General features: G+C 61.5%; 12 protein-coding genes. 5 read left to right on the forward strand and 7 right to left on the reverse strand.

The window, feature by feature from the left end:
• Positions 1–28: 28 nt before the first annotated feature.
• The gene (rfaE1, locus tag LKE65_RS02600) at positions 29–1,483 is read left to right on the forward strand and encodes a D-glycero-beta-D-manno-heptose-7-phosphate kinase (RefSeq protein ID WP_278740344.1); all 1,455 of its coding nucleotides are present in this window, start codon (positions 29–31) and stop codon (positions 1,481–1,483) included.
• Positions 1,476–2,642: an AGE family epimerase/isomerase gene (locus LKE65_RS02605; RefSeq protein WP_278740346.1), complete on the forward strand. Its 1,167-nt coding sequence runs from the start codon at positions 1,476–1,478 to the stop codon at positions 2,640–2,642. The genes rfaE1 and LKE65_RS02605 overlap by 8 nt, the downstream gene beginning before the upstream one ends.
• A gap of 74 nt (positions 2,643–2,716) precedes the next feature.
• Here the strand turns inward: LKE65_RS02605 and LKE65_RS02610 are convergent, their stop codons facing one another.
• A complete protein-coding gene (locus tag LKE65_RS02610) occupies positions 2,717–3,973 on the reverse strand; it encodes a D-amino acid dehydrogenase (protein ID WP_278740347.1) in 1,257 nt (418 codons plus the stop codon).
• A 29-nt stretch (positions 3,974–4,002) separates the two neighbouring features.
• A complete protein-coding gene (gene alr / locus LKE65_RS02615; protein ID WP_408744079.1) occupies positions 4,003–5,148 on the reverse strand; it encodes an alanine racemase in 1,146 nt (381 codons plus the stop codon).
• A gap of 128 nt (positions 5,149–5,276) precedes the next feature.
• Here alr and LKE65_RS02620 point away from each other — a divergent pair, with 128 nt between their 5' ends.
• The gene (locus LKE65_RS02620; RefSeq protein WP_086646187.1) at positions 5,277–5,738 is read left to right on the forward strand and encodes an Lrp/AsnC family transcriptional regulator; all 462 of its coding nucleotides are present in this window, start codon (positions 5,277–5,279) and stop codon (positions 5,736–5,738) included.
• Between the two features lie 118 nt (positions 5,739–5,856).
• Here LKE65_RS02620 and rbfA read toward each other — a convergent pair whose 3' ends face one another.
• From rbfA to rimP, 5 genes are read right to left on the reverse strand one after another with little or no spacing between them, the layout of a single operon-like run.
• Positions 5,857–6,321, reverse strand: coding sequence for a 30S ribosome-binding factor RbfA (rbfA, locus tag LKE65_RS02625; RefSeq protein WP_086646145.1), 465 nt, complete (start codon positions 6,319–6,321; stop codon positions 5,857–5,859).
• Entirely contained in the window at positions 6,318–8,993 is a 2,676-nt protein-coding gene (infB, locus tag LKE65_RS02630; protein WP_086646146.1) for a translation initiation factor IF-2, read from the reverse strand. The genes rbfA and infB overlap by 4 nt, the downstream gene beginning before the upstream one ends.
• The gene (locus tag LKE65_RS02635; protein WP_086646147.1) at positions 8,990–9,640 is read right to left on the reverse strand and encodes an RNA-binding protein; all 651 of its coding nucleotides are present in this window, start codon (positions 9,638–9,640) and stop codon (positions 8,990–8,992) included. Before LKE65_RS02635 ends, infB begins: the two co-directional genes overlap by 4 nt.
• A gap of 14 nt (positions 9,641–9,654) precedes the next feature.
• The gene (nusA, locus tag LKE65_RS02640; RefSeq protein ID WP_278740350.1) at positions 9,655–11,202 is read right to left on the reverse strand and encodes a transcription termination factor NusA; all 1,548 of its coding nucleotides are present in this window, start codon (positions 11,200–11,202) and stop codon (positions 9,655–9,657) included.
• A gap of 30 nt (positions 11,203–11,232) precedes the next feature.
• Positions 11,233–11,811: a ribosome maturation factor RimP gene (rimP, locus tag LKE65_RS02645; protein ID WP_086646149.1), complete on the reverse strand. Its 579-nt coding sequence runs from the start codon at positions 11,809–11,811 to the stop codon at positions 11,233–11,235.
• Between the two features lie 262 nt (positions 11,812–12,073).
• On the opposite strand from rimP, the gene LKE65_RS02650 reads away from it, so the two are divergent.
• Positions 12,074–12,661 (forward strand): hypothetical protein, encoded by a 588-nt coding sequence (locus tag LKE65_RS02650; protein WP_086646150.1) that lies wholly within the window; start codon positions 12,074–12,076, stop codon positions 12,659–12,661.
• Complete coding sequence (locus LKE65_RS02655) at positions 12,658–13,932, forward strand: AAA family ATPase (protein ID WP_086646151.1); 1,275 nt, start codon at positions 12,658–12,660, stop codon at positions 13,930–13,932. The genes LKE65_RS02650 and LKE65_RS02655 overlap by 4 nt, the downstream gene beginning before the upstream one ends.
• Positions 13,933–13,937: the final 5 nt, after the last annotated feature.

The following is a 13,937-nucleotide window of genomic DNA, read 5'->3' on the forward strand; positions in this document are numbered from 1 at the left end:
CCCCCGCCCCCCGAGAGCATGAGCATCCATGATTGAAAATTTTGAATTCGGACGGCTTGTTGTTATCGGCGACCTGCTGCTGGACCAGTATGTTTTTGGCGCGGTGGAGCGGATCTCGCCCGAGGCCCCCGTGCCGGTACTGCGCAAGGCCCGCCAGAGTGCCGTACCCGGCGGGGCCGCCAATGTGGCCGTCAATGCCGCGGCACTGGGCTGTACAGTCAGCCTGATTGGCGTTGTCGGGCAGGATGAAAACGCCCAGACCCTGCGCAACGCCCTTGCCGCATGGCCCGGCATAGACGTGCACGGCCTTGTGGCTGAACCGGGCTGGGCGACCATTTCCAAAATGCGGGTTGTCAGCGGGCACCAGCAGATCGTGCGCATTGATGATGAAACCATTATCGACTTTTCCCCCGCCACCCGGAACAGCCTGATCGCGCACTGCATTGCCGCACTGGATACGGCAGACGTGCTGATCTGCTCCGATTACGCCAAGGGTGTTCTGTCCGAGCCGGTGCTACAGGCGGTTATCGGACATGCACGGGCCAAAAATATTCCCGTTATTGTGGACCCCAAGCGCAAGACCTTTGCCGCATACCGTGGCGCCAGCCTGATAACCCCCAACCGGGCGGAAATGGCCGTGGCCACCGGCCTGCCCCTGCACACGAACGCAGAGGTGGAACACGCGGCTCAGGCAGCCTCCGTCCAGTTCGGGGGCGATGTGCTGATCACCCGCTCCGAAGAGGGCATGACCCTGTGGCAGCGCAACGGGCATATCCGCCATCAGGTCGCCCGCAAGTCCGAGGTGTATGATGTCTCGGGGGCTGGGGATGCGGTGGTCGCTACCATTGGCAGCGTGCTCTCCGCCGGGCAGGACCTGGATACCGCCATTGTCATTGCCACGGTAGCGGCCTCCATTGCCGTCAGCAAGCTGGGCACCGCCGCCGTTACCCGCGCCGAGCTGGCCGAGGAGCTCAAGGAAGACAACCCCGATACGGGGCTGATCGCCACATGGCCACAGGCCTGTGCGGTCATGCGTCGGTGGCACCAGCACGGGGCCAGCGTTGTGTTCACCAATGGCTGTTTTGACCTGCTGCATCCGGGGCATGTCTCCCTCCTTCATGCTGCGGCACAACTGGGGGACAAGCTGGTGGTGGCCATTAACAGCGATGCCTCCGTCCGCAGGCTCAAGGGCCCAACCCGCCCCGTGCAGGACGAAATGGCGCGCGCCACGGTAATCCGCGCCCTGCGCGACGTGGATATGGTGGTCATTTTTGAAGAAGATACCCCACTGGAGCTGATTACCGCCCTCCAGCCCGATGTGCTGGTTAAAGGAGCGGATTACACAGAGGATACCGTAGTCGGGGCCGATGTGGTCAAGGCCGCCGGGGGGCGGGTGGAACTGGTCTCGCTGGTCGCGGGCTGTTCAACCAGCAATCTGGTCCGGAAAATGAACGCGCCGCACGCCAAGCCTTCCAATGTCTGAGCATATGGCGCAGCCCGGCACACCGCCATGGGCCGCGTGGCTGGCCCATCAGGCGCTCCCCTTATGGAGCAGCGCGGGCTACGACCCCACCCGCCACCTGTACCACGAGCGGCTGGGATTTGATGCCACCCCACTGCCCCTGCCGCATCTGCGCCTTATGGTGCAGGCCCGCCAGATTGCCACCTTCTGCCAGGCCCGGCTGGATGGTGTTTTTAACGCGGCAGACAACGCCCTGCACGCTCTGGCCACAGTGCAGGCCCGCTACTGGCAGGCCGATGGCCAGCCGGGCTGGGTGTTTGCCATCGGGCCAGATGGCCGCCCGTCCAGCACCGTGCGTGACCTGTATGCCCACGCCTTCATCCTGTTTGCCTACGCATGGGCCTACCGCCTGAGCGGGGAGCCCGCACTGCTTGCGGTTGCGCAAAAAACCGTGCTGGAGGTGGAAAGCATTTTCCATGCCCCCCACGGCGGCTTTGCCGATGCCGTGCCCGCACCAGATGCCACCCGCCGCCAGAACCCGCACATGCACCTGCTGGAAGCGTATCTTGCGCTTTTTGAGGCCACGGCGGACCAGTTTTACCTCGACCGCGCGCAGTCTCTGGTCGCTCTGGCGCGCGAGCGCTTTATCAGCCCGCGTTCGGGCCTGCTGCTGGAATTTTTTGGCCCCGACTGGACACCCTGCCACGCATATGGCCAGAACCCGGTGGAACCGGGGCACCTGTTTGAGTGGGCATGGCTGCTTGGCGCCTATACGCGCCTCAACCCCACCGATAAGGCCGTAACAGCACTGCGCCATGTGGCTGAACATCTTTACCAGTCCGGCAGGCGGCATGGCGTGACCCACCAGCTTGTGCGGGACGGCATGATGGATGATGGCACACTCACCCAGACCAGCACCCGCATCTGGCCCCAGACCGAGCTGCTCCGCCTGCTGGCATGCAGGCAGGCAGAAGGAGGCAGCACTGCGGAAGACAGCCGACTGCAAACCGACCTGACCCGCTTATTTTTTGCAGATTTTGCCCCCGCACACCTGCACGGCGGCTGGATCGACCGCAGGGGGCCAGACGGCACACCAGCGGTGGACCACATGCCAGCAAGTTCGCTCTACCATATTTATGGTGCGGCAAAAGCGCACCTGCCCCCACCCGAACACGCCTGAACACGCAAGCGGGGCATGGGAAAGGGGCAAAAACACCCGGCCCTTAAGCCTGTGCCGCAAGTGCCGCTACAGGCTCAGGGCCGGTAGCGGAACAGATTCAGGTCCTCATAGGCAATATCTGGCTGGCGGTTGGACATAATATCCGCCAGCACGCGGGCAGACCCGCAGGCCATGGTCCAGCCCAGCGTGCCATGGCCTGTATTGGTGTACAGGTTATCCAGCCCCGTGCGGCCGATAATGGGGGTGCCATCCGGTGTCATGGGGCGCAGGCCGGTCCAGAACTGGGCTGCGGGCACGTTGCAGCAGTTGGGGAACAGGTCTGTTACCGAATGTTCCAGCGTGGCCCGCCGGGGGGCGCGCAGGCGGGTGCTAAAGCCAGCCAGTTCCGCGGTGCCGCCAATGCGCACACGGTCGCCCAGACGGGTAACGCCGATTTTGAAGGTTTCATCCATAATGGTGGAAACCGGGGCACGCGCCGCATCGGTAATATCCGCCGTAAGGGAATAGCCCTTGACCGGGTAAATCGGCAGGTCCAGCCCCAGAGGCCGCACAAGAGCGGGGGAAAAACTGCCAAGTGCCAGCACATAGCTCTCAGCATTCAGCACCCCGCGTGATGTTTCCACCCCGCTAACCCGCCCGCTCTCGCTCCGGATTGCGCGAATATCGGTGTTGTACAGGAAGGTCACACCTGCGGCTGCCGCCATTTCCGCCAGACGCTGGGAGAACTTGAAGGCATCGCCCGTCTCATCCCCCGGCAGGCGCAGGCCACCCACAATTTTGCCAGCCGAAGGCGCAAGACCCGGCTCGGCCTGTACGCACTGGGCGGTATTCAGTTCCTCAAACGGTACGTTGTACTGCCGGAGCACGGCAATATCCTGCGCCACGCCATCCATCTGCTTTTGGGTGCGGAAGACCTGCAAGGTGCCCTGCTGGCGGTCATCATAGGTAATGCCGGTTTCACGCCGCAGGTCACACATGACATCGCGGCTGTATTCAGCCAGGCGCACCATGCGGCCCTTGTTGCGGTCATAGGCGGGGGTGTTGCAGTTTTCGAGCATCTGCACCAGCCACTTCCACAGATGCGGGTCGGGCATGGGCCAGAACACAAAGGGGCTGTACTTCATGAACAGCCATTTGGCCGCCTTGAGCGGAATACCCGGCCCCGCCCAGGGGGAAGAATAACCGGGGGACACCTGCCCCGCATTGGCAAAGCTGGTTTCCAGCCCGGCACCGGGCTGGCGGTCCACAACCGTAACCTCATGCCCTGCCTGCGCCAGATACCAGGCGGTTGTTACACCCACAACACCACTACCCAGAACAAGAACCTTCATGATCTCACTCTTTCCCTGCTGCTCTGCCCTCAGGCAGTCCGTGTATAATTGCGATGATAGCGATGCCCGAGCGATGTCAGGACTTCGTAGCCGATCGTTCCTTCGGCGCGGGCCACGTCGTCCACGCCGTATGTTTCGTTCAGCAGTTCCACCATGCCATCGGCCTCAAGCTGGCCCGGCGGAATGGCGGAAATATCCACCGTCATGGAATCCATGGAAATACGGCCCAGTATGGGCAGGGGCTGCCCCCCGAACCACACAAGGCCGTTGGCACGGGCGCGCACAAAACCATCCGCATAGCCTACGGCAATGGTCGCGACCCGGCATGGTCCTTCGGCCCGCCATGTCAGCCCGTAACCGACCCGGTCCCCTTTGCTGAGGGTACGGGTCTGCAATACATGGGCCTTCAGCCCCACAACCGGGCGTAGGGGGTTTGGCTCGCCCGGCTGGGGGGCCACGCCATACAGTGCGGCACCGGGGCGCACGAGGCCAAAATGGTAATCCGGCCCCAGAAACACCCCGGAAGATGCAGCTAGGCTGAGCGGGGCAGAAACCGGCAACCGGGCAGCATAGGCCACCAGACGGGCCGCCTGCTCCGCGTTGGCAGGGTTTGCCCGCTCATCCGCACAGGCCAGATGGCTCATGACCAGCTGCACGTCCAGCCCGTCCAGCACGGCGGGGTTGGCGGCAATATCCGCCACATCCTGCGCGGACAGGCCAAAGCGGGACATGCCCGTATCCAGTTGCAGCACAACACCCACGCGCCGCTGCTGCGCCTGCGCCACCGCACGGACCCAGCCAATCTGCTCCACACTGTTCAGCACCGGGCGCAGCCCATGCGCCAGACAGGCCTCCACCGCATCGGGCCGGGGGCCGTGCAGCACGGTAATACCCACCTGCTCCCCAACATGCGGGCGCAGGGCCAGCCCCTCGTCCACATGGGCCACAAAAAACTGCGTGGCCCCGGCCTGCACCAGCGCGGGGGCAACCTGTGCCGCTCCCAGCCCATAGGCATCGGCCTTGACCACAGCCGCGCACACCGCGTTGGGCACACGGGCCCGAAGCAGGCGATAATTATGGGCTACCGCATCCAGATTAACGCTCAGCACCGCTCCGGCGCGTTGTGCGGGCCAGCCAGCGTGCATGGGGGTGGGAGCTTGGGTCACGACACATATCCGTTCTGTTACGGTATCAGAATTTTACCCCACTCTTTATGGCATATCCTGCCATTGTGGTGCATGATTGGGGTGTTTGCTTTTTATTTTTGCATAATATTGCGCCAAAAGGCCACAAAAGACAGATCATGCCAGACCGCATTAACGAGGCCATTCTCCGCCACCTGCGCCATGATGGCCGCCTGAGCAACGCCGAACTGGCCGAGCGTATAGGGCTTTCCCCCTCGGCCTGTCTGCGGCGTGTAAAAATGCTGGAAAAAGAAGGGGTTATACGCGGGTATCAGGCCATTATCGCCCGCCGCAACGCACCCCCTGTAGCTACGGTCATTGTGCAGATCACACTCGAACGCCAGACAGAGGAATGCCTCCGCCGCTTTGAAAGCCGTATCCGCGAATGCCCCGACGTAAAGGAGTGCTACCTGATGACGGGAGACGCCGACTACCTGCTCCGGGTGGAAGCGCGCGACATGCAGGATTACGAGCGCATCCATAAGGAGGAATTATCCCGAATGCCCGGTGTTGTGCGCATTCAGAGCAATTTTGCCATCCGCCCTGTTGTTCAGCAGGAAAAAGCACAGACGGGCGGGTAAGGTTACAGGGTCAGGGTCAGGGTCAGGGTCAGGGTCAGGGTCAAAAAAAAAACCTGCCAGGGTGCTCCCCGGCAGGTTTTTAAAAAGCTGTTTGCCATGACTGGCTACCGGCCAGACCTTAGTCTTCATCCGGCTGGTCATTGCCTGCTTTGCCAAGGTCACGCTGGACCTCTGGCAGGCGCAGGAGCGAATCCACATGCATCGCTGTATCCAGCGCCGTATCGGGCTGGAAGTGCAGTTCGGGCACTGTGCGTATGCTCAGCTTGTGGGCAAGCTGGGTACGCAGCCACGGGGCCACCCGCTTAAGTCCGGGCAGAAGAGCCGCAACGTCGCTGCGCCCCAGCCGTGTGACAAAAACAGTGGCGTGTTTGAAGTCTGGCGCAAGCCGGACTTCGGTCACGGTAATGGCAACATCGGACAGGTCCGGGTCACGGAAGGTGGTGCGCGCAAACAGCTCAGCCAGAACGCGCCGCACTTCTTCGCCTACCCGCAACTGCCGCTGCGATGGGCCAGATGAGGAAAGACCGGCAAGATAGTCTGCCGGTCCCCCTGTTTTACTGCCTGATCCGTGGCGACGACTCATGCTGGAATTAACTCGCTTTCAAAGCATTCCACCACATCGCCTTCGCGCAGATCGTTGTAACCTGCAAAGGAAAGACCACATTCGTAACCCTTGGTCACTTCCTTCTGGTCGTCCTTGAAGCGCTTGAGCTGGCTCAGATCACCTTCATGGATCACCACACCATCACGCAGCAGACGCACGCCACAGCCACGTTTGACAACGCCATCGGTCACGAAGCAACCGGCCACCTTGCCAACCTTGCTGATTTCGAAAACCTTGCGGATTTCGGCGTAGCCAAGGAACTTTTCACGATGCTTGGGCGCCATCTTGCCACGTACGAGCAGTTCCACGTCGTCCGCCACCTGATAGATGATGGAGTAGTAGTGGATGTCCACCCCTTCACGCTGGGCCAGCAGCCGCGCCTGAGAGGTTGCACGCACGTTAAAGGCAACAATGACCGCATCCGATGCTTTGGCAAGCTGCACATCACTTTCCGTGATCTGACCAACCGAGGCATTGAGAACGCGCACGCCCACTTCTTCGTTAGCAAGCTTGAGCACCGTGGTTTGCAGTGCTTCGGCCGAACCCTGCACGTCCGCCTTGATCAGGACGGAGACTTCCTTCTGCACACCGGCCTGAATACGGGCCAGCATCTGGTCAAGCGTGCCGCGGGCCGCAGCCTGCCCGGCAACCTGATGTTCCTTCAGCTTACGCTGGCGGAACTCGGAAATCTCACGGGCACGGTTTTCGTTTTCCACGACCACAAACGGTGCACCAGCAGCGGGAACCCCGGACAGGCCGAGAATTTCCACCGGCATGGACGGGCCAGCCACTTCCACCTGACGACCACGGTCATCAACCAGAGCGCGCACACGGCCCCATTCTGCACCGGCAACCACAATGTCACCCTTGCGCAGCGTACCCTTCTGCACCAGCACGGACGCCACGGAACCGCGACCACGGTCCAGACGGCTTTCGATCACGGCACCTTCGGCTGCACGGTCGGGGTTGGCCTGGAGTTCCAGAATTTCTGCCTGAAGCAGAATGCCTTCTTCCAGCTTGTCCAGCCCCATGCGCTGGCGTGCGGACACTTCAATGTCCATCACGTCACCACCCATGGATTCGACCACGATCTCGTGCTGCAGCAGGTCCTGACGTACGCGGTCAGGCTTGGCGCCGGGCTTGTCCATCTTGTTGATGGCAATGATCATGGGCACATTGGCAGCCTTGGCGTGCTTGATGGCCTCGATCGTCTGCGGCATGACGCCGTCATCCGCGGCAACCACCAGCACCACCACGTCCGTAATGGACGCGCCACGGGCACGCATGGCCGTAAAGGCCTCATGTCCGGGTGTGTCAAGGAAGGTGATCTTGGCACCGGATTCCAGTGTAACCTGATAAGCACCGATATGCTGGGTAATGCCACCGGCTTCACCCGCTGCCACGTCCGTTGTGCGCAGGGCGTCCAGCAGGGAGGTCTTGCCGTGATCGACATGCCCCATGATGGTCACCACAGGCGGACGGGGCAGCATATCTTCGGTCGTGTCTTCCACGCCCTCAATACCCAGTTCCACATCCGCTTCGGAAACGCGACGTACACGGTGGCCGAATTCTTCCACCACCAGTTCCGCCGTATCGGCATCAATGCTCTGGGTTACAGTGGCCATGACACCCATTTTCATGAGCGCCTTGATCACTTCACCCTGACGGGCTGCCATACGGTTGGCCAGTTCCTGCACCGTAATGGTTTCGGGCAGGATAACGTCACGCACAACCTTGACCTGGTCGGAACGCAGGCGTTCCAGCTCGGCCTGACGGCGTTCACGCTCACGCTGGCGGCGTACGGATGCGAGCGAGCGGGTTTTGTCGTCATCCCCCTCAATCGCGGCCTGCACGTCAATCCGGCCTGCACGGCGGCCACCGCCAGTATCACCCTTGCGGCCACTGCTGTTCTTGCGCGGCGGCACGGCCTTGTTACGGGCTGGGCCACGGCGCTGTTCTTCCTCGCCTTCCGTGCCACGGCCGCTGCGCAGGCGCAGGGTCTGGGCGGCACTGACGTCCTTTTCCGCTGCGGGAGCAGCAGCAGGCGTGCGAGCAGGCGCGGCAGGCTTGAGCGGCTTGGCCGGCATAATCGCACGTTCAGCCAGCGGGCGCAGGCGCCCGGCAGGCGGTGCGAGTGTTACTTCACCGGGAATTGGCACGGCAGACACAACAGGTGCCTTGACCTCGATCGGCTTGATCGCGTCAATGCGGGCCTTGCGTTCGGCATCGCTTGCAGCAGCCTCTTCGGCGGCGCGCTCTTCGGCCAGACGCTTGTCTTCCTCTTCCTTCCGGCGTGCTTCTTCAGCCGCGGAAAGAATACGAATCTTCTCGGCTTCGCGCCGCTCGGCATCACGCCGTTCGGCGTCTTCTGCCTCTTTCTTCTGTTCCTGAAGCACGCGCTGGCGCATGGCCAGTTCGGCTGCGGTCAGGGTACGGCCGCCACCTGCGCGGGAACCGCCGGAGCGCCCACCAGCGCCAGCCGGGGAAGGACCACGTTTTTTACGCACTTCCACCTGCACGACCTTTGAACGGCCATGACTGAAACTTTGCCGCACGGACCCGGCATCAACCGTCCGTCCGACCTCCGGACGCCCTGCCGGCCGAAGGGACAAACGCCCCTTACCCTGATCCTGATCCTTGCCTTCGCTCATTGACCCGCCTGTTCACACCCATCCGCCGGAAAGGTCCGGCAGACCCGGGGATCGCCAACGGCCACCCCCGCAAAACGTCTGTTTTCACAACAAAGACGCGTAGCCAGCCCGCCGGCCGCCAGCGCCACATTCACAACACGTTCACGCCCGAAAACCTTAGCCAGTTCTTCAGACGACAACGCATCAACGACAGGAATATCCCGCCCGCCCGAAATCAGGCGGTCCAGTTCTTCCCTGCTTCCGTCCGATGCGTGAACGATAACAGCAGCACGACGCTGCATAACCCATTCGCGCACCTTAACGAAGCCACTAATGGCCTGACCAGCGCGGCGCGCAAGCCCAACCACTTCTATCATCCGCCGGTGCAGACCTACTTCCACCTGAGAGAGAAGATCTTCCGGCACCTTGACCTGCATCCGCGCAGAGCGTGCGAACACGCCGCGTTTGCTGGCCTGTTCTATCACATCCCGGCGGGCACTCAACCATATTCCCCGTCCCGGCAGACGCGCGTCCAGATCAGGGACGACTATGGATGAGGGTGAGATAACAAACCGCACCATCTGAGCCGGAATGCCTTCCTCCCGCGTGACTGCGCACCTGCGGAGGCTGCCCTTCTCTTCTGCTGCTGGCAAGAAATCACCACCCACCCTGTATCAAGGCCTCAGACGCCTGCCCCGCCTTCTGGCGTGGAGGAAGGGGTTGCACCCTCTTCATCCTCAAACCAGTGCGCACGCGCTGCCATGATGATCTCATTGGCGGCGTCTTCTTCTATGGCATCCGACCCCAGAATTTCGACCAGCTCATCGCCAGCCAGGTCACCAAGGTCGTCCAGAGTTTTTACACCCTTTTCGCCCAGAGTCACAAGCATCTGGTTGGTGAACACACCCATATTTGCAATATCGTCGGCAACACCAAGCTCCTGACGGCGCTCATCCAGCTTTTCTTCCTGCCGGACAAGGTGGCCTTCGGCGCGCTGGACCAGTTCCTGCACCACCGATTCGTCAAAGCCTTCAATGCCCACCAGTTCATCGGGGTCGGCAAACGCCAGTTCCTCGATGCTATGGTAGCCTTCGGTCACCAGCAGGCCAGCAATCACGTCATCCACGTCAAGCGCTTCAACAAACTGGCCGCTACGACGGCGGAATTCTTCCTGACGGCGTTCGGATTCTTCCGCTTCGGTCAGGATGTCAATGTCCCAGCGCGTCAGCTGGCTGGCCAGACGCACGTTCTGCCCGCGCCGACCAATGGCGAGGGAGAGCTGGTCATCCGGCACCACAACTTCAACGCGCCCGGCTTCCTCGTCCATCACCACCTTGCTGACTTCAGCCGGAGCCAGAGCGTTGACCACAAAGGTCGCAGCCTGCGGGCTCCAGGGGATAATGTCGATTTTTTCGCCCTGCAATTCGGCCACAACAGCCTGCACGCGCGAGCCGCGCATACCAACGCAGGCCCCGACCGGGTCAATGGAGGCATCGCGCGAGATCACGGCCATTTTGGCGCGGGAGCCGGGGTCACGGGCCACGGCCTTGATTTCGATGATCCCGTCGTAAATTTCGGGCACTTCCTGCGCAAACAGCTTGGCCAGAAAGGCCGGATGTGTGCGGGACAGGAAAACCTGCGGGCCGCGCGGTTCATCACGCACATCATAGATGTAGGCGCGCACGCGGTCGGAGTTACGGAATGTCTCACGCGGGATCAGCTCATCGCGGCGCAGCAGCGCTTCGGCGGAGCCAATTTCAACCAGCAGGTTGCCGTATTCGGTCCGTTTCACGGTGCCGTTGACGATTTCGCCTACGCGGTCCTTGAACTCGTTGTACTGGCGTTTGCGTTCGTATTCACGCACGCGCTGCACAATAACCTGCTTGGCGGTCTGGGCCGCAATACGCCCGAAGTCGATCGGGGGCAGCGGGTCGATCAGATATTCGCCAACCTGAATTTCGGGGCGGAACTTGCGGGCAATGGAGAGGGCGATCTGTGCGTCCTCGTTCTCCACCTGATCCACAACTTCCGTCCAGCGGGAGAGGCGAACCTCGCCCGAGCGGCGGTCGATTGTGGCGCGAATGTCCTTTTCGTGCCCGTATTTGGCGCGGCCAGCCTTCTGGATGGCCTGCTCCATGGCCTCCAGAACCTCTTCACGGTCAATGCCCTTTTCGCGTGAAACAGCGTCTGCCACCAGCAGCAGTTCAGGACGGGAAACGGAGGTATCCATGCTCTCAGCTCTCCAAAACAGGCAGCTTTATCAATGCACCTTGGAAGCAGGCGGCTCTTTTTTGCCATCCTGCTCCACACCTGCATCCGATGCAGGCTGTACCATACGGGCGCTGTCTTCAATCAGCGCATCGGTCAGCACCAGTCGCGCCTTGCGGATTTCGGCCAGTGGCAGAGCCACTTCCGTGCCGTCATCCAGGCGCATACGGGCCACTGTTCCATCAGACCCCAGAGAAATACCGGCAAAGCGACGCCGCCCTTCAATGGGGACCAGAACTTCTGCCTTGGCCTGATGCCCTGCAAAGCGGGTCCAGTCCTTGGCGCGTGTGAGCGGGCGGTCGATTCCGGCGGAGGACACTTCCAGCGTCCACGCCCCCGGAATGGGGTCTTCCACGTCCAGCACAGCGCCTACAGCGTGGCTGATTCGCTCACAATCTTCAACATTGATCAACATTCCGTCTGCGCGGTCAGCCATGATCTGCACCGTAGGGCGCTCACGCCCAAGCACTGCCACGCGCACGATTTCGTACCCCATTTCCTCTACGGCAGGGGCAATCAGTGCGAGCAGGCGGCCTTCAAGGCCGGAATGGGCAGAAATATCTTTGTCCAAAGCAAAAAAGGCGGCCCTTCTAAGGCCACCCCCCGAAACGTCATTCAAATTGAGAAGGATGATGCTTTATCTAGTGCACAAAGGCACAGACTGCAAGGGCAGAAACCACAGCCCCCCTGTTTGTGCGCGATGGACCATAAAAAATAAATTATGGCTGGACCAGTTTTGCGCATTGCGCCAACCCACAGACATGCTTTTATTGCTTTGGCTGCGACATATCTGCAACGCTCCACTACCCAAGGCAAGGAGACTGACCGTTATCATGCAGAACAAGCCGGACCCGGCATGGCAGCCGCAGCCCCAGACGGCTGAAAAACCCTCCAATCTGCGGCTCGGGCTTATTGGTATGGCGGCCTGCGTGCTTATGGCAGGGGCCGGGCTGCACTTTTATGGTGCGGGCAAAAACACCTCCGGCCCGGCTGTGGGCGCCGAGTCCGTTACTGGTGACGACTCCCAGCGCATGGGGCTGCCCCTGAATGTGATTGCCCCGCAGAATGCGGCGCAGGCACTGGCAGGCTCCAGCTTTTCCGCCCAGCAGCAGGCGGATATTCTGGCCGCGGTCAAACGGCGGGATGTGCGGCTGGTGGCCATGCCGGTCTATGATGCCACCGGGGCTGGCGGCATGATTACCCTTGTCTGTGGCCCATGGCAGCAAAGTGTCGGGCTTACGGCCAAACCCACAACGGTTATCCTGCCCATAAGTGTGAGCGGGCATGTTGAGGTTATTCCCGCAGCGCCACCCGGCCCGGCGGGAATTGGCAGCGGTGCCATAACGGCCTTTGGCCCCATGCCCCTGCCCGTTCTTTATAAACAGGGGGATACCCTTGCACTTACGGTGATCGCGCAATGAAGGGTCTGCTCCCCGCATTAAACCGGCTGATGCCGCTGATGATGGTGATTTTTCTGGTGCTCGCCAGCATCCAGATCGCGCTCAGCCTGCATCTTTCCCTGCATTCCGTGGCCCATGTGCTGCAATGGTGTGCATCTGCCTGGCCTGTTCTGGCGGCATCCGGCCTTGTGCTGAGTGTTGCGGGACTGCTGTTTGAAACTCGGGCCGAACATCTGGCCCGCAAAGGGCTACTACGCCGACGGGGATTCATCATGGACGTTCTTGCCAGACTGACCAATCGCGCCGAACTGGAAGAAATGCTTGCGCGTGAACAGCGCGAAACCACCATAGACGCCGAGGAACTGGCCGCAAACCTGCGTGCCCGCGTGATCGGGCAGGACCAGGTGTGCGAGGATATTGCCGTCCAGCTCCGCCGCCGCCTGGCGCTACAGGTGCGTGGCAAGCCGGTTGGCATCTTTTTGCTCGCCGGGCCTCCGGGCACGGGCAAAACCTATCTGGCCAAGCAGATGGCCCGCCAGCTCGAACGCCCCCTGCTGCATTTTGACATGACGCAGATGAGCAGCCCCCACGCCGCCACCCAGCTTTTTGGCTCGCCCAAAGGCTATGTCGGCTCGGACACCTACGGCAAGCTGACCGGCGGGCTGAAGGAAAAGCCCGATGCCGTGGTGCTGCTGGACGAAATTGAAAAAGCCCACCCCGATGTGTTCAAGAAGTTCCTGACCGCATGGAACGACGGCCACATTACCGAGGCCTCCACCGGGCAGCAGATTTCCACCGTGCGGGCCATTTTTGTGCTGACCTCCAACATTGCCACCGATGCCCTGACCGAAATTGCCGACCGCCTGCATGATGACCCCGACCGCATGCGTGCCGAATCGGTCGAGGCCCTGCGTCAGGCTGGCTTTGCCCCCGAGGTGCTGAACCGTCTGGACCGTATTTTTGTCTTCCGCACCCTGCGTGGGCTGGATATTGCCCGTGTTGGCGCGCTGGAAATTGAAGCCATGATCGAAGGCTACGGCCTGAAGGTGGAAACCAGCGGGATTGACGCCTCCCTGCTGCTGGATGTGATGCGCCGCCAGAGCCGTATGGGGGATGCCGCCTCCGCGCGTGATCTGGTCCGCTCTATTGAGGACATGATCAGCGAGTCCCTTATTATTGCCCGCCAGCAGGGGGCTACCATGGTCCGGCTGGTCAAGGAGGACGATGGCACGGTTGTCGCCAAAGTGGCCGACAACCGTGATGACGGGCTGCATGCCCGCCTGACCCCCTGACCGCC

The organism is Acetobacter fabarum, from assembly GCF_022483405.1.
In the GTDB taxonomy this organism is placed as follows: domain Bacteria; phylum Pseudomonadota; class Alphaproteobacteria; order Acetobacterales; family Acetobacteraceae; genus Acetobacter; species Acetobacter fabarum.